Annotated in this window: 16 protein-coding genes; 15 read left to right on the forward strand and 1 reads right to left on the reverse strand. The window is 53.9% G+C overall.

The window, feature by feature from the left end; translation table 11 throughout:
* The first annotated feature begins 240 nt into the window (after window positions 1-240).
* The 9 genes from GQY55_RS02720 (at window position 241) to GQY55_RS02760 (ending at window position 15,699) form a co-directional block, all read left to right on the forward strand.
* The gene (locus GQY55_RS02720) at window positions 241-1,860 is read left to right on the forward strand and encodes an extracellular solute-binding protein (RefSeq protein ID WP_236575409.1); all 1,620 of its coding nucleotides are present in this window, start codon (window positions 241-243) and stop codon (window positions 1,858-1,860) included.
* Window positions 1,861-1,935: 75 nt separating this feature from the next.
* Complete coding sequence (locus tag GQY55_RS02725; RefSeq protein WP_160038503.1) at window positions 1,936-3,642, forward strand: sensor histidine kinase; 1,707 nt, start codon at window positions 1,936-1,938, stop codon at window positions 3,640-3,642.
* Window positions 3,620-5,251, forward strand: coding sequence for a response regulator transcription factor (locus tag GQY55_RS02730; protein WP_160037875.1), 1,632 nt, complete (start codon window positions 3,620-3,622; stop codon window positions 5,249-5,251). The genes GQY55_RS02725 and GQY55_RS02730 overlap by 23 nt, the downstream gene beginning before the upstream one ends.
* A 132-nt stretch (window positions 5,252-5,383) precedes the next feature.
* Complete coding sequence (locus GQY55_RS02735) at window positions 5,384-6,817, forward strand: glycoside hydrolase family 43 protein (protein WP_160037877.1); 1,434 nt, start codon at window positions 5,384-5,386, stop codon at window positions 6,815-6,817.
* A 347-nt stretch (window positions 6,818-7,164) separates the two neighbouring features.
* Window positions 7,165-7,896, forward strand: a complete 732-nt coding sequence (locus tag GQY55_RS02740; RefSeq protein ID WP_236575365.1) for an ABC transporter ATP-binding protein — start codon at window positions 7,165-7,167, stop codon at window positions 7,894-7,896.
* Window positions 7,850-8,917 (forward strand): efflux RND transporter periplasmic adaptor subunit, encoded by a 1,068-nt coding sequence (locus GQY55_RS02745; RefSeq protein ID WP_160037879.1) that lies wholly within the window; start codon window positions 7,850-7,852, stop codon window positions 8,915-8,917. Before GQY55_RS02740 ends, GQY55_RS02745 begins: the two co-directional genes overlap by 47 nt.
* A 42-nt stretch (window positions 8,918-8,959) precedes the next feature.
* Window positions 8,960-11,842 carry an ABC transporter permease gene (locus GQY55_RS02750; RefSeq protein ID WP_236575367.1) on the forward strand — a complete coding sequence of 961 codons (2,883 nt, stop codon included), beginning with the start codon at window positions 8,960-8,962 and terminating at the stop codon, window positions 11,840-11,842.
* Between the two features lie 3 nt (window positions 11,843-11,845).
* A complete protein-coding gene (locus GQY55_RS02755) occupies window positions 11,846-12,736 on the forward strand; it encodes an ABC transporter ATP-binding protein (protein ID WP_160037881.1) in 891 nt (296 codons plus the stop codon).
* Between the two features lie 227 nt (window positions 12,737-12,963).
* Window positions 12,964-15,699, forward strand: a complete 2,736-nt coding sequence (locus GQY55_RS02760; RefSeq protein WP_160037883.1) for an endo-1,4-beta-xylanase — start codon at window positions 12,964-12,966, stop codon at window positions 15,697-15,699.
* A 218-nt stretch (window positions 15,700-15,917) separates the two neighbouring features.
* Here GQY55_RS02760 and GQY55_RS02765 read toward each other — a convergent pair whose 3' ends face one another.
* A complete protein-coding gene (locus GQY55_RS02765) occupies window positions 15,918-16,676 on the reverse strand; it encodes a helix-turn-helix transcriptional regulator (protein WP_160038509.1) in 759 nt (252 codons plus the stop codon).
* A 285-nt stretch (window positions 16,677-16,961) separates the two neighbouring features.
* On the opposite strand from GQY55_RS02765, the gene GQY55_RS02770 reads away from it, so the two are divergent.
* The 6 genes from GQY55_RS02770 to GQY55_RS02795 all read left to right on the forward strand — a co-directional run bounded on the left by GQY55_RS02770 (window position 16,962) and on the right by GQY55_RS02795 (window position 25,385).
* Window positions 16,962-18,344, forward strand: a complete 1,383-nt coding sequence (locus tag GQY55_RS02770; protein WP_160037885.1) for an ABC transporter substrate-binding protein — start codon at window positions 16,962-16,964, stop codon at window positions 18,342-18,344.
* A gap of 214 nt (window positions 18,345-18,558) precedes the next feature.
* Complete coding sequence (locus GQY55_RS02775) at window positions 18,559-21,441, forward strand: extracellular solute-binding protein (RefSeq protein ID WP_160037887.1); 2,883 nt, start codon at window positions 18,559-18,561, stop codon at window positions 21,439-21,441.
* Window positions 21,442-21,453: 12 nt separating this feature from the next.
* The gene (locus tag GQY55_RS02780; protein WP_160037889.1) at window positions 21,454-22,413 is read left to right on the forward strand and encodes a carbohydrate ABC transporter permease; all 960 of its coding nucleotides are present in this window, start codon (window positions 21,454-21,456) and stop codon (window positions 22,411-22,413) included.
* A gap of 13 nt (window positions 22,414-22,426) precedes the next feature.
* On the forward strand, window positions 22,427-23,290 hold the full coding sequence (locus GQY55_RS02785) for a carbohydrate ABC transporter permease (RefSeq protein WP_373309162.1): 864 nt from the start codon (window positions 22,427-22,429) through the stop codon (window positions 23,288-23,290).
* Window positions 23,291-23,305: 15 nt separating this feature from the next.
* Window positions 23,306-24,769, forward strand: coding sequence for a hypothetical protein (locus GQY55_RS02790; protein WP_160037891.1), 1,464 nt, complete (start codon window positions 23,306-23,308; stop codon window positions 24,767-24,769).
* Window positions 24,759-25,385, forward strand: coding sequence for a Yip1 family protein (locus GQY55_RS02795; RefSeq protein WP_160037893.1), 627 nt, complete (start codon window positions 24,759-24,761; stop codon window positions 25,383-25,385). Before GQY55_RS02790 ends, GQY55_RS02795 begins: the two co-directional genes overlap by 11 nt.
* Window positions 25,386-25,396 lie beyond the last annotated feature (11 nt).

Below are 25,396 nucleotides of genomic sequence, written 5' to 3' on the forward strand. Positions count from 1 at the left end.
AATTAATAAGGGAAGGCCCATTCGCAGTAGCGGGGAGCCTTCCCTTATAAAATGCCGGAAAACGAAAAAAGTAAATATTCGGTATGCAGGTAAAGAGATGCGGATTGTTTTGTCGACGAAATCCATAAATAATAGAAATGATACGCTTCTAACACTATGAGACGAAATGGGGTTGCACGCTTGCGTATTTCCAGAATAAGCATGGTCACACTTCTTCTAGCGATAGCGTTCCCGTTGTCTATGCTGGCGTCTTGCGACGGAAACGGCTTGACGAATCAGAGCGGCTTACCGTTGAAGAGTGACGGAGAATATACCTATACAGAGCCAGGATTAAGTAAGTACAACCCGCCGATCGAGCTGACCTTCGTGCGGGAGACGAGCGATGATTTGGACAATCTCATCAAAATGTTTCCGGGGGAAACGCTGGAGGATAACCGGTGGACTCACTTGTACGGACAAGTTCTGGGCATCCGAATCAAATATGATTGGACGGCTAAAGGCACCCTCTATAATCAGAAGCTCGGCGTCGCGCTGGCCGCGGGCGAATTGCCGGATGTCGTGAGAGTCAATGCGGAACAGCTCCGTCAGCTGAGCAATGCGGGCCTGATTCAGGATTTGTCCCAAGCCTATGAGAAATATGCGGCGCCGTTCACGAAGGAAATTTTGGGCCAGGAGGGGACCGGGCCGTTCGAAGCCGCTACGGTAGACGGAAAATTGATGGGCATTCCCGAGACAAGCTCATCGATTGAGGGAGCCCAATATATTTGGATTCGGACCGATTGGCTGGAGCGCCTTGGTTTGCAGCCGCCGCAAACGATGAAAGACGTGTTGGACATTTCGAAAGCGTTTACAGAAAGAGACCCCGACCGAAACGGAAAAAACGATACATGGGGGCTTCCGGTGACCCAATATTTATGGGATCCCGTGATGGGCTTGTCGGCATTCATGGCCGGTTACGATGCCTTTCCGAACATGTGGATTCGGGATTCATCCGGCAAGCTCGTATTCGGCTCCGTTCAGCCGGAGGTCAAGACCGCACTGAAGGTCCTGCAGGACATGTATCGGAACGGCCAAATCGATGAGGAATTTATGTTTAAGGACGGCATCAAGGTAAAAGAACAGATGATCGCGGGAAAATATGGCATGATGTACGGCGAACAGTGGGGTTCGTTTGTCGTGCAAGGAAATCATGAGCGGGACCCGGAAGCGAGGTGGCAGGCATTTCCCATCGTATCGGCGACGGGAAAAGCGGCCAAAGTTCCGCTCCGCTTCGCAACCCATCAATTCCTTGCCGTCCGCAAGGGGATGGCTTATCCCGAAGCGGTCGTAAAGCTGCTCAATTTGCATCTGGAAAAGAACTGGGGGGCGACGGCCGAGTACGAAACCTATTACAGCACCCCTTATCCGGCGTGGCAGCTTTCTCCTGTCACTCCGTACCCGGCGCTGAAAAATTTGAATGCCTTTTACCAAATCGAAGAAGCTCGCCGAACCGGGAACTCTTCCGTTCTTAAGGATGAGGCAAAGGCGATTCAAAAAAACATCGAGGCCTACCTTACCCGGAACGATCCGTCCGGTTGGGGTTGGGAACGAACCTATGGCCCGTCGGGAGCTTTTTCCATCCTTGACCGCTATAAAAGGAACAACCAGTTATTGTATGAGAGCTTTGTGGGTGCTCCAACCGATACGATGATCGAGAAACAATCGATTCTCGACTCATTGGCGATGGATACGTTCACCAACATTATACTCGGGCGCCCCATTGAGGAATTTGATCGTTTCGTCCAGGAGTGGAATCGTCTGGGCGGTGACAAAATGACGGCCGAAGTCAATGAATGGTATTTGGACAAACAGAAAGATTAGTGCATCGGAGGCGTTAATTTGATAAGGATTCCCGTGAATTCATTGCGTCATACCATTCTGGCCAGGCTCGTCCTGATGTATCTGGTGGTGATCCTCCCGATCATTCTGCTCGGCGTTTATCTGTACAATTGGAGCTATAAAAACGCAAGCGAAGAAATATCAAGAAATGCGCTGGCGCAGTTGTCGTCCTATCTCGAGGGGCTGAATCGGGAAATCGAATGGCTGGAAATTCAGCAGTTCGATATTTTGCAGGAAAGCGAGCTCCATAAAATTGCCGTCACGTGGGAGATGATGGACAGTGCGGAGAAAAGGTCCAGCGTAAATTATTTGCTCCATCGCCTGACCTCCATAAAAAACAGCAGCCCGTATATTAAAGATATTTATGTCCATATTCATTCGATCGACAAAACGATTTCGGCCAGCAACGCCGTTCGTGCCCTGGACCGGCAAAAATATGAAGAAATACGCTCCATCGGAGAACGAAGCGGCAGCCGGCTGGTCCGGCAGGGCGATTCGCTTCAGCTTACCGCTTCCAAGTACGGCGGGAAAAATGACGAGGATCCGCTGTATCTCGTTCAAATCGAATTGGATAACGATAAGCTGAAGGATTCTATGGGACCGCTAGGCGCGTATCCCGAAAGCGGGTCGATTCTGATCGCGGAGGAAGCGGGGTTCACTTTGTCCAGCACCGGCACGCCGCCGGGACTGCCGGATGAATGGATCAAGGCGGTCAAGAACCTGGATGACAATACGATGCTGCTCGATATCGGGGGAAGGGAGTACCATTTCAACCTCGCCCATTCCGACAAGCTGAGCCTCTCTCTCGTATCGTATTTGCCGGAAGGAACGGTGAGGAGGCCGCTGATCAAATTCAATCTTTGGGCATGGGTATTTGCCGTAACTTCGGTTTTTGCCATCGTCGTTTATGCCTTTTCCACTTACCGTTACGTTCATCGCCCGCTGCTCTCGCTCGTCCAAAGCTTTCGCAGAATGGAGGGCGGGACCCTTGATATTCCGATCCGCCATGAGCAAAAGGATGAGTTCGGCTACCTGTATGACCGGTTTAATCAGATGCTCGTCAAGCTGCAAACCTTGATCGACCAAGATTTCAAACAGAAATTGATGATGCAGAAGGCGGAATTGAAACAGCTGCAGTCTCAAATCAAACCGCATTTCCTGTATAACAGCTTCTTTATCCTGAATTCGCTGGCGAAGACGGGGGATACCGACCGGATCGAGCAGTTCACGATCATGCTCGGCGAATATTACCGGTTCATCGCCCGCAATGGCGAGGACCATGTCACGCTGTCGGAAGAAATCAAGCATGCGAGAATGTATACGGAAATCCAGCAGCTTCGCTTCTCCCGGCGCATTCGTGTCCAGTTCGACGAATTGCCGGTGGACATGCAGCGCATCAAGGTGCCGAGATTGATCGTCCAACCGATGATCGAAAACGCCTATGAACACAGTCTGGAGAGCATGCCGGACGAAGGGTTTCTCCGCGTCACGTTTGAGCGTACCGGCTCCGAATGTCTCATCAAGGTCGAGGATAACGGGAACAGCATCGACGATGCCGGGCTCGTGGCCCTCCGGCATCGGGTATCAGGTCCTGCCGAATCCCATGAAATGACGGGGATCATGAACATCCATCGGCGGATCCTGCTTACTTACGGAGAAGGCAGCGGGCTGTTCTTGTCCAGAAGCAGCCTGGGCGGGCTTCAGGCAGCCATTCGAATCAAGATCAGAGAGGGGAACGGGGATGTACAGACTGCTAATCGTTGACGATGAAGATATCATTACGGACGGACTATATGAAGTATTCAACCGCCATCAACCGGAGCGGCTCGATGTATGCAAAGCCTATTCCGCCAAGGAAGCGCTGGATTGGATGTCGCGCACGAGAATCGACATCGTTTTGACCGATATTGCCATGCCCGGCATGAACGGGCTGGAGTTATCCGAAGAAATTCAGAAGTATTGGCCAAGATGCAGAGTGGTGTTCTTGACCGGACACAGCGAATTCGAATATGCGTACCGTGCCATCCAAATGACGAATGTCCGTTATGTGTTGAAGACGGAAGGGTACGGCAAGGTGATCGACACCGTGCAGGCTGTCATGGACGAAATGGACCGTGCTCATCATGACAGCCTGCTGCTGGAACAGTCCCGCGAGCAGCTGCTTGCGTACCGATTCATGGCACAGGGCGACTATATGAGGCATCTTCTCCAGAACAGCCGTGTTTTGTGCAGGGATACGGACGTGATGGTCCGCGAATTCGGCAAGCTGGACATCGGCCTCGATCCTGCCCAGCCGGTCGTGCTGGTCCTTGGCCGCATCTCGTATCCGGAGGGCAGGACGTATACCGAAAGATCCGAAATTCTGTCATCCGTCAGAATGGCCTGGGATACCTATTTTTCGGATAGGGCCCGAAGCATGGGGATCATCGATAAGCATGGCGACCTTTTTTGGTTTCTGCAACCGTCTGTGCGGGCCGAAGGCAGGCTTGACAGCCATTTCATCCGTTTCGTGGAAGGGACGCTGGAGATGATTCAGGAATCATGTCTCGGTTCGCATGGATTGACCATCGGATGGACGCTGAGCTGCGAAGCATGCAGGTGGGGATGCTTGACGCGGCAGTACGAGAGGCTGCGGGAGCTGCAGCAGCTAAGGATCGGCAGCGGGGGAGCCATCATTGTGCGCGACGGCTTCGAGCCGCTCGATGGATTGGCCGGCAAAGAGAGCTTTGCGGACAGTCAGAAGGCGGAGGTGCTGAGAGCTTATCTTGAATCGGGAAGAAACGAGGAGTTTCTTCAGGAGCTTGAAGAGGTGATGGGCAACGCCCTTAAAATGAAGGGAAATGTACAGTTAACGATTGAAACATACTATACGATCGCGTTGATGCTTCATTCCTGCATTGGCCGAATGGGAATGCACGGACGAATCGACGATGCCGGGCAATTGATGCGGCTAAATGATCATCCTTCGATCGAGGACGCCTTCGGTTATTTGAAGCGCGTCGCGGAATCTATTTTTCTAAGCAAACAAACGCAGGAGAGGGACAGGGCCTCACTGATCGTCGACCGGATTTGCGAGTACGTCGAAGAACACTTGAGCGAAGATTTGTCTTTGGTGCGTCTCGCGGAAATCCACTATTTCAACCCTTCGTATTTGTCACGGTTCTTCAAGCAGGAAAAAGGAATCAATTTATCCGATTTTATCGACAAATGCCGGGTGAAGAAAGCCAAGGAGATGCTGCGGGACAACGATTTGAAGGTGCGCGAGGTGGCGTTATCCGTCGGTTACGAGGCGGCCCATTCGTTCACCCGCTTCTTCAAAAAGGCGACGGGACTTACGCCGCAGGAATACCGGGATACCCTTTCTTTGAACTGAAAGCCGAAAACTAGAGTTTGTCGGGTAATCCGGACGGATTAGACGGGTTGTTCCCTCTGAGCGCAAGCCTTACGCTTTTAAGAGAGTTGGGTTTAAGACCAAAAATGCTGAATAACGGGAGTTGACACAAAGATGAATGAAGTCGTTCATGCGCCGATCGGCAAACTGCCGCGAAACGGAAATCCGCTTGTCGCCCATAAATTCGGGGCCGACCCCTATGTGCTTGTGTTCAATGGGCGCGTGTACCTCTACAATACGGACGACGTATTGGAGTATGACGAGCAAGGAGAGGTCAAGGAGAACAGCTATGGCACCATAAACCGCATATCGGTGATTTCCTCGGATGATCTGGCGAACTGGACGGACCACGGCGTCATTCAAGTCGCAGGTCCGGAAGGAGCGGCCAAATGGGCGACGCAATCCTGGGCGCCGGCTGCGGCCCACAAAAGAATAGACGGCAAAGACCGTTTCTTCTTGTACTTTGCCAACAACGCCAGCGGCATCGGCGTGCTGACGAGCGACAGTCCGACCGGGCCGTGGGTCGATCCGATCGGCAGGCCGCTCATCGCAAGGGACACGCCGGGCGTTCAAGGCGTCGTATGGCTCTTCGACCCGGCCGTCCTGGTGGACGAAGACGGCAAGGGATATATTTACTTCGGCGGCGGCGTGCCGGAAGGACAGCATGAGAATCCGGGGACCGCCCGGGTGATGCGGCTGGGTGACGATATGATCAGCGTGGTCGGCGAAGCCGAGCCGATCCCGGCACCGTTTATGTTCGAGGATGCCGGCATTCACAAGAAGGGCAGCAGGTATTACTTTTCTTATTGCTCCAACTTCTACGATGGCATGCGGCCGGAGGGAAGCCCCCCGGCAGGGGAGATTGCCTATATGACCAGCACCCATCCGATGGGACCATGGACGTACCAGGGATCGATCCTTAAAAATCCCGGCCATTTTTTCGGTGTCAGCGGCAATAACCACCATGCCATTTTCCAATTTCATGAAAGTTGGTATATTGCTTATCACGCGCAGACCTTATCGAAGGCCATGGGCGTGGCGAAGGGATATCGGTCCACTCATCTGAATCAAGTGTTTTTGGACGAAGAGGGGGCGATTCTCCCCATCGAAGCGGACATGGTCGGCGTTAAGCAGATCAAGCCGCTGAATCCGTATGCCCGCGTCGGGGCGGAAACGATGGCTTGGTGCGCGGGGGTGAACGTGCAGCAATTCCAGCCGGGCACAGTGGGACAGGGCGAGCCGCTCGTGGCCTTGGCGGATATTCATCATGGCGATTGGACGGCCGTGTCCGGCGTTGATTTCGGCGCCGGGGCCTCAGCGTTTGCCGCATCCGTATCGTGTACGAATGACGGGGGAGTCATCGAGCTCCGCTTGGACAGTCCTGATGGCCAAAGGATCGGTTCGCTTCAGGTGCCTTCGACCGGAGGACAGTGGAGCGAAATGACGACGCCCGTCAGCGGTGCCGAGGGCGTGCATGATTTGTACCTGATCTTCAAAGGGAAGCCGGACATCGAGTTGTTCCGGCTAGGTGAATGGCAATTTAGGTAAGTAAGCCGTATTGAACGTTTGTCAAGCAGTGCCGTTCAAAGAATGCCGTCCGATCCAGCGGGCTGCATTCTTTTTTATTGAACCTCCGCTGCCTCGTTGCAGAAGAAAAACACCAAGAGCCGATATCCGATCCTTGCAATAGGAAGCCGCCAAACCTGCGACCAGCATAATTCTAGGTTTTCTCAGGTAAACGAACGGGAATCAACGGGTATTTCGTTCGAAATGAAAGCGCTAAAATGGGGTTGTGATGGCGCCTGCGCTTTGCATTGGTTCGCATACAATCCATCCGGATGCGGCTTTGACGCTGAAAATTATCGAATCGGGCCATATCGAAGGAGGCGAGTGCAATGAACACGAAGGAAACGGAGATGAATGATTCGGGCAGCGGACCGATTCTGCGGGCAAGCGGGATCAAACGGATTTTTGGCAGGGGGGATACGGCCGTTGCCGCTTTGGAGAATATCGATCTGAACATTCCGGCTGGAACGATTGTGGCTCTGAGGGGGCGCTCGGGTTCCGGAAAGACAACGTTATTGAACATTCTCAGCACATTGGACGACCCGACGGAGGGACAGGTGTATTTCAAGGGGAGGGAAATCACCGGATTATCCGGCTCCGAACGCAGCCAGATCCGGCGCAGGGAAATCGGCCTCGTGTTCCAGTCCTATGGTTTGATTCCGCTGATGTCGGCTTACGAGAACGTCGAATTCGGGCTGCGTATCGCGGGACTAAAGGGGAACCGGGAGGCGGTGGAGGATGCGCTCGACCGCGTCGGCATGCGGGAGCGGATGAAGCATCGGCCGTCCGAGCTGTCGGGCGGCGAGCAGCAGCGCGTAGCCATTGCCCGCGCAATCGTGCACCAGCCTGAGCTGCTGATTGCGGATGAGCCGACCGCCGAGCTGGACAGCAGGATGGGGCTGCGGGTCGTCCGCATTTTTCGCGAGCTGGTGAAAGAATCGGGGATGACGGTTGTTCTCACGACGCATGACCCCGGCATGATGGAGCTTGTCGATCACGTTATCGCATTGGAGGATGGAACTATTGTATCGCAGACAACGAACGAATCTCCCCTTATCTAACATAAACCGGCGCCTGCGCCGAATAGCCGCGCTGCTGACAGCGCTGATGCTGCTCTCGGGCTGTTCGCTCCTGCCGGTCGAACCGGAAACGCTGCAGCCGCCTCTGGTTGAGCCGGCCAAAGAACAGTTTAATGTCGTGCAGGCCAGCCGCGGGAAGATTCAGACCTTCCTGAAGGGGACGGCTTATTTCGTCTCGGCCCAATCCGAAGCGCTTTCCTTCAAGAATATGGGCGGAAGGCTGAAATCGATTCCGGTGACGGTGGGCCAGGAAGTGAAGGCGGGCGATCTGCTGGCTGAGCTGGAGACGGGCGATCTGGATTTTCAGGTTCGCCTGCAGCAGCTGAATGTAGAGCGCGCCCAGCTGCTGTACGATCAGGCGCGTAAGGCTGGCGCTGGCGCCGTCGACCTGCGGCTCAAGGAAATCGACCTGGAGCGCGAGCGGATGTCGCTTCAGGAGATGAAAGCAAGGCTGGGGCAAGCGCGCTTATACGCTCCCATATCGGGAACGGTGACGTTCGTCGAGAAGCTGAATGCGGGAGACAACGTGAATGCTTATCAAGCGATCGTCACTGTCTCCGACCCGAACAAAGTACAGCTGACCTACGTTGCGGCGGACAGCAAGGATCTGAACCCGGTCAAAGCCGGCATGCCTGTCAGCCTCAAGTATAAAGGCAAGGACTATAAGGGAAGGGTTCTTCAAACCCCTTCGGATTTGCCGGCTGCCGCCGACAGTACAAAAGCGGAGAAGAACGGGGTAACGATTTTCATGAGCATGGACAACGCCCCGGGCGACGTCAAGGTCGGCGACAGCGCCGAGCTGACGATCGAGCTTCAGAAGCGGGATAACGCCATCATTGTGCCCCGCTCCGCCATCCGCTCCTATATGGGACGTTCCTATGTTCAGATCGCCGAAGGAGAACGCCGCAAGGAGGTTGACATCGAGATCGGATTGACGACGCCGACGGAAGTCGAGATCGTCAAAGGACTTGAGGAAGGCCAGAAGGTCATTCTGAACAATTAACCGAAGAGCTATAGCCCGGGCCGACCGGGCATGAGGGATGGGGTGTATGTATTGGCTTTGTGGACGATGATCCTGCGCAAGATGGCCAACAACAAGTGGCTGCAGCTGAATTTGTGGATCGGCCTTACCGTATGCGTGGCCCTGTTCAGCTCCATGCCGCTCTACTCGAAGGCCATCCTGCAGCGGACGTTACTGAAGGAGCTGCAATCCGTGCAGACCGCAAACGGGGTGTATCCGGGCTATCTCCGAATAAGCACCACGGTCTCGGCATCATCCATGGACGCAAAGACGACGGAAGCCGTCGAAAGCGCCGACCGGTTCGTAAAGACGATTCCGGAGCGTACGGGGTTGGAGGCGCTGTCGTTCTATCAGCAGCGGTTCACGGAGAAGATGAAGGTATACGGCGCGGATGCTTCGGCTCAAGAGAAGCAATCGCAGAGGACGTTAGGCGGCTTTATGTCGCTGTCGGATCTGGAGAAACGGGTCCGGCTGATCGAGGGTCGGATGCCGGCGGATCGTTCGGACGGGATCGTCGAGGCGCTGGTCACGCAAAAATTTCAGCTGGCGGCCAAGCGGAAGCTTGGCGAGGAGTTGACGGTAGAATCGCAGGATGAAGGAGGTACCCGCTTTCGGGTCATCCCGGTCGGCATCGTAGAGACGAACCCGGACGCTGACCGGTATTTGCCCTTTCTGACCACGGAGAACGAGGATGGGTTCCTGATCCCTTTCGAGCAGTTCGAGCGCGAGTTTACGAAGGGCGGCAAAGCCAGGGTTTCCGGCATGGAGTGGCGGCTCGCACTCAATTACGAACAGCTGTCGCTCGATAAGGTTGATGCATTCACCCAGGCGGACCGGGAGGTCCGGCGTTATTTCAAAGGAAAGCTTGGGGTTGCGGATATCAAAATCCCGGCGAGCCAGACCATCGCGTCGTACCAGGGCAAACAGGGGAAGCTCGATACCGTGACGCTTTCGTTGTATTCCCCCGTTATGCTGATGCTGGCGTTCTATTTATATATGACCGCCAATCTGATCATCGACCGGCAAAAAACGGAGATCTCCGTGCTCCGCAGCCGGGGAGCAAGCCGTCTGCAGATCATGGCGGCCTATCTGCTGGAGAGCCTGCTGCTCGGCTTGAGCGCGCTGGCCGCCGGGCCGTTTCTCGGCGTATGGTTTACGAAACTGCTCGGCGCTTCCAATGGTTTTCTGGAGTTCGTGCAGCGCTCCGCGCTGAAGGTCAGCATGACGAGCAGCGCCTACCAGGTGGCTGCGGCCGCCGTGGCGGGGGCGATCATTTTGATCCTGATCCCGGCCTTCCTCGCAACGCGGGTCAGCATCGTCAGCCATAAGCAGCGGTCGGCGCGCTTGACCCGGTTGTCGATCTGGCATAGGACCGGTCTCGATCTAGTGCTTGTCAGCCTGGCAGTTTATCTGCTGCACAATTTCAACCAGCGCCAGGCGGATTTGCGGAGGCTTGCGCTGGGATCTGCCGACCTGCAGGTCGATCCCCTGCTGTTCCTGACGCCGGCTCTCTTTGCGCTTGGAGGCGGCCTGCTTGTTCTGCGGGTATACCCTTGGTTCGTCCGGCTCGTTTATTGGCTGGGCCGAAACGGGTGGCCGCCGGCGCTGTATCATACGCTCGTTCAGATCAGCCGCTCGTCCGGGCAGTATTTGACCATCCAGGTGTTTTTGATCATGACGGTGGCGACGGGCCTGTTCAGCGCGAACGCTGCCAGGACCATCAACGACAACATGGACAGCAAGGTTCGGTATGCCGTCGGCACGGACATTGCGCTGACGACGAAATGGGAAAGCGATGCGCCTCCACCCGTATCCCCGGGGGCGGGAGGGCAGCCTCAGTCCGAGCCGGCAACGACAACAGTGCAGAAACGGGTTCAGTATACGGAGCCGCCCTTCGAGCCCTTTGAGGAGCTGGACGGCGTGCAGGCGACAGCACGGGTGTTCAAGAAGCAGGAGGCCAGGTTCAGTGCCGGCGGCAATGAAAAAACGGGCAAAACGGCTCTTTTTGGCATCGACACGAAGGATTTCGGCAATACGGCTTGGATGAAGGAGGGACTGCTGCAGCATCCGATCAACAGCTACTTGAATCTGATCGCCCCGAATCCGGAGGCCGTGCTCATTTCGCGCTCGCTTGCGGAGGATGCCAAGCTGAAGCCCGGCGATCCGATCCGGGTATACTGGGACGGTCTGGATGGGGCGACGTTCACCGTGTACGGCATCATCGATTATTGGCCGAGCTGGAGTCCGCTGCCGTCCAGTCAAGGAAGCGGAAAACCGGAGCAGCCGCATCTCGTTGTCGGACATCTGGGCACGATTCAGAACAGGCTGGCTGTCGAGCCGTACGAAGTATGGCTGAAGCTGGCGGACGGCACAAGCAGCGAACAAATCTACGTGCAGCTGCAGGAGAAGAAGCTGCAGGTGACGGGCCTCCGGGACGCGACCCAGGAGCTGGTCCAATCCAGGAACGATCCGTTCCGTTTGGCGATGAACGGCGTAATGACGCTCGGTTTTGCCATTTCGATGCTGGTCAGCTTCATCGGTTTCCTGCTGTTCTGGGTCCTGACCCTATCCGGCAGAACGCTTCAATACGGGGTTTTGCGGGCGATGGGCATCTCTTTCCCGCAAATGATCGGCATGCTCGTCAGCGAACAGCTGCTCACGTCGGGGGCCGCGGTCCTCATCGGCGTGTTCATCGGCAACGTCACGAGCATGAAATTCGTGCCGCTGTTCGAAATGTCGTTTGCGTCCAAAGAACAAGTCCCTCCATTCACGATTACATATCAGCTCAGCGATTATTTGCAGCTGTACGGCATTATCGGGTTCACGCTGGCGACCGGGCTGCTCATTTTGGGATACCGGCTGACACGAATCCGCATCGCGCAGGCGCTGAAGCTCGGGGAGGAATAGTTCATGATTCAATGCGAAGGGCTCGTCAAAATCTATAAATCGGCGGATTTGGAAGTCGTCGCCCTTCAAGGCCTGGACCTTCAGGTGGAGAACGGTGAGTTCATGGCGATCATCGGCAATTCCGGCAGCGGCAAATCGACGCTGCTCAACATGCTGGGAGGCCTCGACAAACCATCGGCCGGCAAGCTGTTCGTAGACGGCAAGGACCTGCTCGCGTTCAGCGAGCGCGACCTCGTGAAATATAAGCGGGAGTCGGTCGGGTTCGTCTGGCAAAATAACGCGCGCAACCTGATTCCCTATTTGACCGCGATCGAAAATGTTGAGCTCCCGATTCTCCTGCGGGGCCGAAGACGCCGGGCCCGCGCGCTTGAGCTCCTGGAATCGGTCGGCCTGAGCCACAGGGTGAAGAACAAGCTCAGCGAATTGTCCGGCGGTGAGCAGCAGCGGGTGGCTATCGCCATCGCACTGGCGAACGAGCCGCGGCTGCTGCTGGCCGATGAGCCGACGGGATCGCTCGATACGGCTACGTCCAATCAGGTTCTCGATTTGTTCCGGACGTTGAATCGGGCGATCGGCATCACGATTGTGATCGTGACCCATGATCCGGAGCTGGCCCGCAAGGTGGACCGGGTTGTTCAGATCCGCGACGGCAAGACGTCCGCCGAGATGATCCGCAGGTCTTATTCCGACGTATTGACGCAGATGGACGCCGACAGCGCCCGGCGCGAAGCTGAAAGCCATATAGAGTATGCGGTCCTCGATAAGGCCGGCCGGTTACAGATTCCTGCCGGTTATCTCGACACGGGGAGCTTCAAGGAAAGCAACAAAGTGCGCGTCGAACTGGAAGACGGGCGTATCGTCCTGTACCCGGCGAACGAAAGACAGACGGTCTGAATCCGTGAGCGTGCTTGGGGTCTAGTCCTTTTACCCTACGGCAGAGCATTTAACAAAATAGAATGAACGGAGTCTTTTTCTTGTCATCTCTTGATCCACGGGTAACTTCCGAGTCAGAAATGCAATTTTCTTAGTTCATCCTATATAGATTGCGATCCGTTACATGGCCATAGAACGCCGTTAAGAGGCGTTTTCATGGAATAGATGACATAAGGAGAGGTGGATTCATGAAGAAGCATCGAATAAAACGTTCCATCCTGCTGATGATTGCGCTTGTTCTCGTACTGGCCCCATTATCGCTCGGTACACGCCTGAACTCGGCCAGTGCACAGCAGGAATCGCAAGGACCGCTTTCTGAAGCCCGCGCGGGAACATCTGAGACGAGCAATGGGGCAACAAGCGGCCCGGGACGGATCTCCAAGGATTTCGAGGATGGGACGCTCCAAGGCTGGTTCGGGCGGGGAGGCAACGAAATCCTGACGGTTTCCCCGTTAGCAGCCCATACGGGATCTTACGGCATGCAGGTCACCGGTAGAACCCAGGGCTGGAACGGTCCGCAGCTCGACGTGACGCCAATCATGGAAACGGGAAAAACGTACCATTTGTCGGCTTGGGTCAAGCTGCCTGCCGGAACGCCAAGCTCGCCGGTATCGATGATGGTCCAACGCACGACGGGCGGCTCCAATACATATGAAGCCGTCAAATCGGTTCAGGCCGGCGACAGCGGATGGGTCAAGCTCAGCGGCGAATATATGTTGCAGCAGCCGATTGAAAGCTTGGCCGTTTATTTCGAATCCTTCGATCATCCGACGCTGGACTTTTACGTGGACGATGTCGTGATCGAGCGCGCTCCGGATCCGGTTCCGATCGAGATTCAGAAGGACATTCCGAGCCTGAAGGACGTGTTCGCCGGCCAATTCAAGCTGGGGACGGCCCTGCTGGTCAATGAAATCAAGAATCCGAACGGCCCTGATGCAGAGCTGGTCCGGAAGCATTTCAACAGTCTGACGGCCGGCAACGAGCTGAAATGGGACGCCACGGAGCCTGCGGAGGGCCAATTCAATTTTACGGCAGCCGATAACATTGTAAACTTTGCTATGGATAACGGGATCGCCATGCGGGGTCATACGCTAGTCTGGCATTCCCAGACGCCGAAATGGGTGTTTTACGACAGCAACGGCAACCTCGCCAGCAAGGAGCTTCTATATGCGCGGATGAAAAAGCATATTGATGCCGTCGTCGGCCGGTACAAGGGAAAAATCTACGCCTGGGACGTCGTGAACGAGGTCATTGAGCCCGGGGACAAGAAGCCGGGGGGCCTGCGCAACAGCTTATGGTATCAAATTGCGGGCGAGGAATTCATTGAAAAAGCGTTCATTTATGCACATGAGGCCGATCCGGACGCGAAGCTGTTCATCAACGATTACAACACGAATGATCCCGTAAAACGGCAGTTTCTGCATGATCTGATTAAACGTTTGAAGGCCAAAGGGATTCCGGTTGACGGAGTCGGCCACCAGACGCATATCGGGATCGAGTATCCCCGGGTGCAGGAGTTAGATGATATGATTGAGGCATTCCGGGACTTAGGCATCGATCAGCAAATCACCGAGCTGGACATGAGTGTCTATACGAATGACACGGACGCTTATGAGACGTTCCCGACGGAGCTGCAAATCAAGCAGGCCAACCGCTACAGGGAGATCTTCGACGTATTCAGGAAGCATGCGGATCAGATCAGCGCCGTCATATTCTGGGGCAAAGACGACCTGAACACCTGGCTGCGGACGTTCCCGGTCGTTCGCAACAATTGGCCGCTGCTGTTCGATGAACGGCTGCAAGCCAAATACGCTTACTGGGCGCTCGTCGATCCGTCAAAGGTTCCGGTCGAAACGAAGCGCACGAAAGCCCCGGAAGCCAGTGTGAAGATTGACGGTCAGGCGGAAGCGGCGTGGAATGTGGCGCAGGCGGTACCGATCCAGAAAGGCGGCAAAACGGCAGCAACTTTTAAAACGTTATGGGATGCGGGACATCTGTACGTATGGGTCGATGTCGATGATGCCACGGTGAACGGCAATGACTCCGTCGAGGTGTACATTGACGGCAACAACGGCAAAACGAATGCTTATGAAGCGGACGACAAAAAGTATACGTTTCGGCGCAGCGGCGCGAACCCGCATAAACCGGCCGATTATAAGGCGGTGAAGACGGAGAGGGGATACCGGATCGAAGCTTCGATCCCGATCGACGGTGCGCAAACCGGAAAGGAAATCGGCTTTGACGTTCGCATTCGCGACCGATCCGGTTCGGCGGAAGAGCTGGCATCTTGGAACGATATTCATCATAGGCAGGACACCGATACGTCCGGTTATGGCGTGTTGACGCTGGTGGAAGGGCCCCGTACGGCCAAAGCGGCGAGGGGATCGGTCGTCATCGACGGCAACATCGATGAAATATGGAACAAGGCGGAGCAGATCGTAACCGACCGCTGGGTCAGCGGATCTTCCGGCTCAACGGCCAAGGTCCGGACGCTCTGGGATGATCACCGTCTGTACGTGTTGGCCGAGGTGACCGACTCTTTGGTGACCAAGCGGAGCGCCAATGCGTGGGAGCAGGATTCGGTCGAAATCTTCATCGATCAGAACAATGCACGAACCGATTCTTATGACGGCGACGACGGGCAATATCGCGTGAACTTCGATAACGAAACTTCGGTCAATCCCGGATCGCTTGGCGCCAATTTGACGTCCGCCGCGAAGCGGACGCCGACCGGCTACATCATTGAGGCCGCTATCGATTGGGTCGGAACACCGCCCAAGGCGGGCAATACCATCGGGTTTGACGTACAGGTCAATAATGACGAGAATGACGACGGGGTACGCGACAGCGTGGCGATCTGGAACGATACGTCGGACAGAACTTGGCAAAACCTCTCCAACATTGGACTGTTAACATTGGAATAACCCCAGAGAGTGGGGGAACGAATAAAGGCCGCTTTCCTGGATGAACAACCGGGAAGCGGCCTTTGATTTTAGAGATCAGGCGGTCTGGCTTCAAAGACCATAGGCATTTTTAGAGAAAAGAACGTATAACCTTCCGAGGTTAAGCATCCTGATCTCGCAAGAATAACTTCCGCTAAGCGCGGTCTGGCTTCATGGACTTACTTCGATATAGATTATTTTTATGCCGTTATGATAAGGGTCTTCCTATATTTGTTAGCGCTTACACCGGTGTACGTTTTGAACTTCTTGTAGAACCAGTCCATCTCGGTATATCCGACCTCATTAGCGATTTCATACACCTTCATGTCGGTATTCTCGAGCAGGAATTTGGCCTTTTCCATGCGCTGTTGAAGCAGATATTCCTTGAACGTCATCTTTTCTTGAACCTTGAATTTCTGGCCGAGGTAAGAATAATTGAAGTGAAAAATATGGGAGATTTCCTTCAGCGTGATGTTTTCATGCAGGGCCTCCTCCACATATGCCTTTACCTTGTCGATAATGTCGGCCGAAGAGACGGCAGCAGCTTGTTGAACGTTTTTTGCCCATGGGACCGGTTGATTTCTGGAAAACAGCGCTGCGTCCAGCTCCCGCTTTACGTTCTCGAGGCTCGCCACGAATTCCTCCGGCGATACAGGGTCGGGCAGATAGTCGTTCACCTGATAAAACAAGGCCTTCCGGGCAAACTGAAACTCATTGCGCCCGCCGATCAGAACGATCGGGACGCGGCTTTTCTCCCGGATGCAACCGCAAAGCCGTAGTCCCTCTTCCTCCGAGGCTCTCATGTTAATCAGCACCAGCTGATGATCCTGGGCGGAGAGCATCGACATCGCCTCGACAGCTGCAGCGGCATGGGATTCCAGTTCAAACTCCGCTTGGTGTCTGTCCAACATACGCTTCATCCATTCCTTCGCATGATGATCGGAATCAACAAGCAGCATTTTATACACGATATTCCCCCCTACTTCTTTCTCATTCAACCATTGACTCGGGTGAAGCTGCTTATTTCTCATTATGAAAAAAAAAACGTCTCGTAAACAATGTGCTTTTCTTTATATTGCTAACCGTTGTTTACTTATTAGCCATTTATGATGTAAGGGGTTGCAAGAAATCTATATTTTGACGGGTAGAACAACTAACATACCACGGGTTGTTGGTTTTTCGATGTAAGCGCTACACTTTGAATGTAATTGGGATGCAAATCATTTTACGGGGGGATTACAGGAATGCGTATTGGTAAAACGATGACACTGCTTTGCGCGCTGACACTCGTGCTTTCAGCTTGCAGCAGCGGCGGTTCCAAGGGTGGGCCAAGCACAACCGGCGCGACGGAGACGAAAACCGAGACTGCGGCAACCGACACGGAAAATAAGGGCGCGGAGAAAGAATCGGAGCAAACGTACAAAACGCCGGACATGGATTTCGACATGGGCGGCCGAACGATCAAGGTCGTATCGTGGTGGGATATGACGATTCCGGAGGATAACCCGGATAACATCCAGCGCAAAAAAAACCTGGAGGAGCTGCAGAAGAAGCATAATTTCAAAATGGAATACGTCGCGATCGACTACGGCGAATACCAGCAAAAAGTGACGGCATCCCTGCTGGCCGGCGAGCCGCTCGGCGACATCGTCAGACTGGGCAAAAACTACACGATTCCAACGCTTGTGAAACAGGATCTGCTGACACCCGTCGATGAGTATACGAAGAATCCGGTAGCTTTTAACCAGAACGTGACCAATCAATTTATGCAATATAACGGAAGGGGATACGGATTCACAGAAAACCAAGCCAACCTGGTTCAAGGTGTTTTTTACAACCGGACGCTCATGAACAAGCTTGGCTTGAAGCCGCTTCAAGACTATGTCAATGAAGACGGCTGGAATTGGGATACGTTCCTGCAAGTGGCCAAAGAAGCCAACAAGGATACGAATAACGACGGAAAGCTGGATTCCTGGGGACTCGCTAACCCGTCGCCGCTTGAATTTGCGCTCGCTTCCAACGAAACAAGTTTAACGAAGGACAACAAGCAGAACCTGGAAGATCCCAAAACGATCGAAGCGCTTAATTTCATTTCCCGGATTGTGACCGAAAAAGTGGCCAGACCGACGGAAGGCGGGGACTGGAAAGAGCCGGGCCAATTTTTCCGCCAAGGCAACACGCTGATGTATACGGGAGCTCTTCATGAGCTTAGCGGCATCAAGAAGGATATGCCTGATGTGGATATCGGATTCGTTCCGTTCCCTAAAGGCCCGAGTGCAAGCACGTACCATTCATTCGAAGGCCTTTATCAATCTTTGTTCATCCCTAAGGCGGCCAAGGACCCGGATAAGCTGCTCTACATTTGGGAGAAAATCAACGACATCGATTCGATGTACGACTATCCGGATCAGGCCACCTATGAAACCCTGTTCACGGACGAAAACGACATTAAAAATGCGAAGGAAGTCGCCGCTAATTTGGTTGTCCTCGACCACGGCACGTTCCCGAATCTGAAGTTCTACGATTTCCTCGGTGAAATTATCGGCGGAACTTCGGTGTCTACCGTCGTGGAGAAGTACAAGGCGCCGTTCCAAGCAGCCATTGACGAAGTATACGGATCGAAATAAATGAGGATTTTGCAAAAATCCAAAAAGCGACTTTCAATCAGCAATATATAATGCGAAACGATCTAGTTCGTCTATATATTGTACCCGGGAGCGGCAGGAATCGAATTTTGCAAAATCCTGAAATCCACGCGTTGAAACAACAGTCCCGATTAGAAATGTTCTAATGGGGACTGTTGTTGAATTGATAAGTCTCTTTGCTTCAGGAGGGAGAAGAGTGAACAACCGAAAGAAGAGCTACGTCGCTGTCCTGCTCGTCCTTGCCATATTAGTGTCCATTTGGGCCTTCTACCCTTCCGGCTCATCCGAAGTCCGAAGAGTTCATGCCATGGCTGATTTTAAGGCTGTTACGGGATCGGGCGATGATGACGGCGGCTACGATGCGTATTTAAAAGCCCATTCAGCTGGGAAACGTCCGGATCAGGTCATTCGGATTGAGGGCGAGAGCTTTTCCAAAACCGACGGACCGGGATTCGAGGTTGTCCACCCGTCAGGGGAAGACGCAGTCCTTACGCCGGAATCGGGTTCCATCAGCTGGAACGTACCCATCGAACAACCGGGTTTCTATAACATTCGAATCCGATATTTGCCCGTCGAAGGAAAAAGTTCTGCGATTGAGCGCGAGCTTACGATCAATCAACAGATTCCCTTTAAGGGAGCCGACCTTGTTACGTTTGACCGGGTCTGGGGCAACCGGGATGACAAGATCAAACGCGACGACAGAGGCAACGATCTGCGTCCGAGTCAGGTGGAGAAGCCGATATGGCAGATTGAATCCATCACTGACCGAAACGGTTATTATGACGAACCCTATTTGTTCTATTTTGACAAAGGCGTTCAAAGCATAACCTTGACGGCATTGCGCGAGCCTATGGCCATCGATTATATCGAGCTGTACCAGGAAGAAGCATTAAAGACGTATGAAGAAATCAAAAGCGATTATTCAGCCGCTGGGCTGCAGCCGGTCAAAGACCAATACACCCTGATTCAGGCGGAGGATGCGGTGTATAAATCCTCTCCGACCTTGTATCCGGTTTCTGACAGATCAAGCCCGACGGTGATTCCGTACGATGTGTCCAAAATCCGGATCAACACGATCGGAGGGCTGAACTGGAAGCTGCCGGGACAGTGGATCGAGTGGGAATTCGAAGCGCCGGAGGACGGCTTGTATCAAATCGCCTTAAAAGAGAAGCAGGATCAGCTGCGCGGCGTCTTCGCCACGCGAAGCCTGACGATTGACGGAAAGGTTCCGTTCAAGGAGATGAAGCGGATTCCATTCGAATTCGGCAGGGACTGGAACATGTACGTGCTGGGAGGGGATGAGCCGTATCTGTTCCACTTGACCGAAGGGAAGCACCGCATTCGCATGACGGTTTCCCTTGGCGAGCTGGCTCCTTTGATTCAGACAATCGAGTCCAGCGTGCTGCAGCTGAACGAAATGTACCGCAAAATTTTGATGATCACGTCCAATTCGCCCGATCCGTACCGCGACTATCAATTGGAGAAGCGGATCCCGGAAATGGTGGAGGTATTCAGCAAACAAGCCGAAACGATCCAAAGCGTGGCCGATTACCTGGAACAAACGACAGGTGAACAGAGCGACAAAGTTGCCATTTTGCACACGATGGTCAAGCAGCTCCAAGAGATGGCCAAACGGCCGGATACGGTTGCGAACCGTTTGGAGGCCTTCAAAATCAATGTTGGCGGCCTGGGTACCTGGATTCTGACCGTCCGGGAACAGCCGCTTACGCTGGATTATTTAGTCGTTTCCTCGCCGGATCATAAGCTGCCGAAAGCGGATGCGACGTTTCTGCAAGTGGTGAAGCATGAAGCCGGGGCGCTCACCGCTTCTTATACCGAGGATTACGACAGCATCGGCAATACCGGCAAGCAGAAGCGATCGACGACGGTTTGGATTACGACGGGGCGGGATCAGGCGCAGGTGTTGAAAAACCTGATCGATGATTCCTTTACTCCGAAATCGAACATTTCGGTCAATCTGAAGCTCGTTCCCGCCAACATTCTTCTTCCCGCGACGCTCGCCGGGGAAGGGCCGGACGTGGCCATGCAAATTGGCGAAGACGTGCCCGTGAACTATGCCATGAGGGGGGCCGCCGCCGATTTATCGAAGTTTGCCGATTATGACACTGTGGCAGCCCGCTTTCGCGAGAGCGGATTGGTGCCTTACGAATATGACGGGGGGGTCTACGCACTGCCGGAGCAGCAGTCGTTCCCTATGCTCTTTTACCGCAAGGACATTTTGAAGGAGCTCGGCCTTGAGCCGCCCCAAACCTGGCAGGATATTTACAACATGATTTCGGTTCTGCAGAAGCATAATATGGAATTTTATCTGCCGATCGAGGCTGCCAACGCGAGCCTGGTGCCTAACCCGACGTTCTCCATGCTGCTGTATCAAGGCGGCGGCGAATTCTATCGGGACGGCGGCAGGAAAAGCGCGCTGGACTCCGAGATCGCCATGGATGCCTTCAAAAAATGGACGCAGTTCTATACGAGCTACAAGTTCCCGCTGCTGGCCGATTTCCCGAACCGGTTCCGGACCGGCGAAATGCCCATCGGCATCGCAGACTATACGACGTACAACATGCTGACCGTCTTGGCGCCGGAAATCAAGGGGCTGTGGGAATTCACGATGGTTCCCGGCACGGAGAAAAACGGCACGATCCATCACGAGGTGGCCAGCCACACGACCGGCGTCATGATGCTTGCGGGCGCGCGGGATCAAGAGGCGGCCTGGGAATTTATGAAATGGTGGACGGATAAGGATACCCAAATCGCTTACGGCCGCGAGATGGAAGGGCTGATGGGCGAGGCGGCCCGTTATCCGACAGCCAACGTCGAGGCGCTCGAGGAGCTGCCTTGGCCGGTCAAAGACTATCGTAATTTGGAGAATCAGTGGAAATGGGTCCGGGGAATCCCGCAGGTTCCGGGCGGTTATTTTACCGGCCGACATCTGGACAACGCATTCCGCAAGGTCGTCAACGCCAGCGAGAATCCCCGCGAGGCTTTGTCGGATTACCTCTTGTACATCAATGACGAAATCGCGGTCAAGCGGAAGGAATTCAATTTACCTGAACAGTAAGGGGGGAATCGGATGCAAGCCGAAACAACCAGCAAGGCCGCCGTTTCAAACCTCGTGCAGCCGAAAAAGCAATCGCGGCTGGCTAGCTTATGGAGAGAACTGAAGAAGAACAAGCATTATTACATCTTGATGAGTCCGTACATGCTGATCTTTTTTGCCTTTACGGTGGTTCCGGTCGTTTTTTCGATCGTTCTCAGCTTCTTTTATTTCAATATGCTGGAATTCCCCCGGTTTGTCGGGTGGCAAAACTACTCCAGATTGTTTTTGAATGACGATGTTTTTATGATCGCTTTGAAAAATACGCTGCTGTTTGCGGTCATTTGCGGACCGATCAGCTATGTGGCCTGCTTTCTGTTTGCATGGATTATCAATGAGCTGTCCCCGAAGGTCCGCGCATTGATGACGCTTGTGTTCTACGCGCCGTCGATTTCCGGCAACGTTTTCTTTATTTGGCTCATTATTTTTTCAGGCGACAGGTACGGCTATTTGAACGGCTTTTTAATTAAATTCGGCTTTATGCTGGAACCGGTTCAATGGCTGACGAACGAGAAGTATATTTTGCCGATCATCATGATCGTCCAGCTGTGGCTCAGTTTGGGCACGAGCTTCCTGGCTTTTATCGCGGGATTGCAGACGATCGACAAGTCCCTGATTGAAGCCGGGGCGATCGACGGCATCCGCAACCGCTGGCAGGAGCTGTGGTTCATTACGCTGCCGTCCATGAGACCGCAGCTGATGTTCGGCGCGGTCATGCAGATTACGAGCTCGTTTGCGGTGGCCGATATCTCGGTGGCGCTTGCCGGATTTCCGAGCGTCAACTACGCGGGGCATACGATCGTCACCCACTTGATGGATTACGGAACGATCCGTTTTGAAATGGGTTATGCGTCCGCGATTGCGACGGTGCTGTTCGCCATGATGCTGGGTGCCAACAAATTGACGCAGCGACTGCTAAGAAAGGTAGGGGAGTGACTTGGTTACGAGAATGATGGGCGCCATTCGCATGCCGCGAAGGCTGAACCGCTCTTTTACCGTCAGCTTTATGCTGTTCGCGTTCCTGGCCGTATTCGGCGCATTCATGGCGCTGCCGTTGGTTTATGCCGTAAATAATGCCTTTAAACCGCTGAACGAACTTTTCCTGTTTCCACCGCGTTTTTTCGTGAATAATCCCACGATGGACAACTTTTACGATCTGGTGGCGTTAATGGGAAATTCCTGGGTGCCGCTGTCCCGGTACATCGTGAATACGCTCTTCATTACGATTATCGGGACCGTCGGGCATATCCTGCTGTCGTCCGCGGCGGCTTATCCGCTGGCGAAATACCGTTTTCCCGGGTCCAGGATTCTGTTCTCGATCGTCGTCATGTCCTTGATGTTTTCCGGGCACGTTACGGCGATTCCCAACTATATGGTGATGTCGTGGCTGGGCTGGATCAATACGCACGCATCGATTATCGTCCCGTCGCTCGCATTCTCGTTGGGGTTGTTCCTGATGAAGCAATTCATGGAACAAATTCCGGACGCCCTGCTGGAGGCAGCCAAAATCGACGGGGCGAACGAATACCGGATTTATTGGACGATCGTCATGCCCAACGTGAAACCTGCTTGGTTGACGCTGATGATTTTGCAGTTTCCGATGCTGTGGGGCTCGGACGGTGGCAATTTCATTTACAGCGAGAACCTCAAAACGCTTCACTACGCTTTGGGCCAAATTACCGCGGGGGGGATCGCCCGTGCCGGCGTGGGGGCCGCCGTCGCGCTGATCCTGATGATCGTGCCGATTACACTCTTTATCATTTCGCAGAGCAACGTCCTTCAGACGATGGCGACCTCCGGAATGAAAGAATAGGGGGACACGAGCACGATGCGACTGAGCATAAACAAAGTAAAAATGTACTTCCTGGCTGCCCTCTGCTGCCTGATCGGTACGAGTATGGTCTTAAGTACAGCCCACGCGGAAGGCAGTGCTTCTTACAACTATTCCTTCTGGAATGATACCACCCCGGCTCCTGCCGCGTATGAGGCCGCGTCTTTGCTGAACGGCGTTCAGCTTGGCGTCGGTCCCTTCAAAAACCCGAGCGACATCCATGTCACGTCTGACAAGCGGATCTATGTGCTCGATTCCGGCAACAACCGCATCGTCGTCCTCGATGAGCAATTCAAGCCGGTGAAGGTGGTAGATTCCTTTGATCACGGGGGGAAGAAGGATACGTTCAATAACCCGCAAGGGATCTTCGTGACCGACCGGAAAGAGCTTTTTATCGCCGATACGGGCAATAAAAGGGTGGTTCATCTGGATTCAAACCTAAGGCTATCGGGAGTGCTCGAAGCGCCGAAGTCCGACCTGCTGCAGGCCAATTTCGATTTCCAGCCGGTTCGGGTGGTCGTGGACAAGGCGCAGCGGATCTACGTCATGTCGATCGGCGTATTTGACGGCTTTATGGAGTTCAATTCCGACGGAGCGTTCACCTCGTTTATCGGCGCCAACCGGGTGACGGTCGATCCGGTGGAGCTGTTTTGGAAAAAGATGTCCACAAAGGCGCAGCGGAGCCGGATGGTCATGTTCACGCCTACCGAATTCACGAACCTGGATATCGATGACGAAGGCTTCATTTACGCAACGAGCGGAGACTACTCGAACAACCCGATCAAGAAATTGAACGCTCAAGGCAACGATATTCTCCGGCGGACGGGATATCTCAGCCTGGTGGGAGATACCCGGTATTCGACCGATGTCGGACCTTCGCGGCTCATCGATATCGATGTCGCCGACAGCGAGATGTATTCGGTCCTCGATTCCAAGCGGGGCAGAATCTTCACTTACAGCGGGGATGGTCATCTGATGTACATATTCGGCGGCCTGGGCAACCAATTGGGCCAATTCAACTCGCCCGCGGCGATTGAACGGGTCGGGGACGATTTTCTTGTCCTCGATAAGGCATTCGGCGAGATTACGGTGTTTCGGACGACGGCGTACGGCCGGCTGTTGAACGAAGCGGTCCGGAGCTACTACAGAGGCGATGAGGAAAAGGCGTTTGATCTCTATCAACAGGCGATCAACATGAATGCCAACCTGGAATTTGCTTATTCCGGCGTGGGCAAGGCCCTCCTTCGGAAAGGAGACTACAAAGGGGCGATGCATTATTTCAAGGAAAGCTACGATCAAGCCAATTATTCAAAGGCTTACTTGCTTTACCGCAAGCAGGTGATGCGAGAATATTTCCCGGCCGTCATGACGGGGTTGATCGTGCTCGCCGCAGTTCTCCTGCTCTTCAAAAAGCTCCGTAAGCGGATGAGGAGACAAGGAGGTGTTACGATTGAATCGTGAGCTCGTGAAATACCCCCTGCATCTTATTGTTCATCCCTTTAACGCGTATTGGGATCTGAAATATGAACGGAACAAGCGGCATACCTTGATCACTGCTTTTGTCATTTTGTTTTTGATGATCATCACGAATGTACTGGGCAACCAGTACAGCGGATTTCTGGTCCGCCTGTCCAACCCGGACGATATGAACAGCCTGATGGAAGTGGTGTACGTCGTTGTCCCGGTCTTGTTCTGGTGCGTGGCCAACTGGTCGCTGACGACGCTCATGGACGGAGAAGGGAAGTTCGTTGAAATTTTTACGTCGACGTGTTTTGCCCTCGTCCCGATGATGATCATCAACTTCCCGTGGATTTGGCTCAGCAATGTCATATCGCTGCAGGAGACGGCGTTTTATTACTTCTGCAACAGCGCTGCCGTTCTTTGGTCGGCGTATCTCTTGTTCGTCGGCAACATGACCGTGCATCAATATTCGCCGTCGAAGACCATCGGGACGATCCTGCTGACGATCGTGGCGATGGGATTCATGGCTTTTATCTGCCTGCTGTTTTTCGGACTGATCCAGCAGATGATTTCGTTCGTTCATGTCATCTACCAGGAACTCATGCTGAGAAACTAAAGAGAGGAGGA

The organism is Paenibacillus sp. USDA918EY (assembly GCF_009870825.1).
In the GTDB taxonomy this organism is placed as follows: Bacteria; Bacillota; Bacilli; order Paenibacillales; family Paenibacillaceae; genus Paenibacillus_AQ; species Paenibacillus_AQ albilobatus.

Excerpts from the sequence above, each read along its gene's own strand:
- GQY55_RS02720 (WP_236575409.1), top strand. The coding sequence starts at position 241 with ATGCTGGCGTCTTGCGACGGAAACGGCTTGACGAATCAGAGCGGCTTA.
- GQY55_RS02725 (WP_160038503.1), top strand. The coding sequence starts at position 1,936 with ATGTATCTGGTGGTGATCCTCCCGATCATTCTGCTCGGCGTTTATCTG.
- GQY55_RS02730 (WP_160037875.1), top strand. The coding sequence starts at position 3,620 with ATGTACAGACTGCTAATCGTTGACGATGAAGATATCATTACGGACGGA.
- GQY55_RS02735 (WP_160037877.1), top strand. The coding sequence starts at position 5,384 with ATGAATGAAGTCGTTCATGCGCCGATCGGCAAACTGCCGCGAAACGGA.
- GQY55_RS02740 (WP_236575365.1), top strand. The coding sequence starts at position 7,165 with ATGAACACGAAGGAAACGGAGATGAATGATTCGGGCAGCGGACCGATT.
- GQY55_RS02745 (WP_160037879.1), top strand. The coding sequence starts at position 7,850 with ATGGAACTATTGTATCGCAGACAACGAACGAATCTCCCCTTATCTAAC.
- GQY55_RS02755 (WP_160037881.1), top strand. The coding sequence starts at position 11,846 with ATGATTCAATGCGAAGGGCTCGTCAAAATCTATAAATCGGCGGATTTG.
- GQY55_RS02760 (WP_160037883.1), top strand. The coding sequence starts at position 12,964 with ATGAAGAAGCATCGAATAAAACGTTCCATCCTGCTGATGATTGCGCTT.
- GQY55_RS02765 (WP_160038509.1), bottom strand. The coding sequence starts at position 16,676 with ATGCTGCTTGTTGATTCCGATCATCATGCGAAGGAATGGATGAAGCGT.
- GQY55_RS02770 (WP_160037885.1), top strand. The coding sequence starts at position 16,962 with ATGCGTATTGGTAAAACGATGACACTGCTTTGCGCGCTGACACTCGTG.
- GQY55_RS02780 (WP_160037889.1), top strand. The coding sequence starts at position 21,454 with ATGCAAGCCGAAACAACCAGCAAGGCCGCCGTTTCAAACCTCGTGCAG.
- GQY55_RS02785 (WP_373309162.1), top strand. The coding sequence starts at position 22,427 with ATGATGGGCGCCATTCGCATGCCGCGAAGGCTGAACCGCTCTTTTACC.
- GQY55_RS02790 (WP_160037891.1), top strand. The coding sequence starts at position 23,306 with ATGCGACTGAGCATAAACAAAGTAAAAATGTACTTCCTGGCTGCCCTC.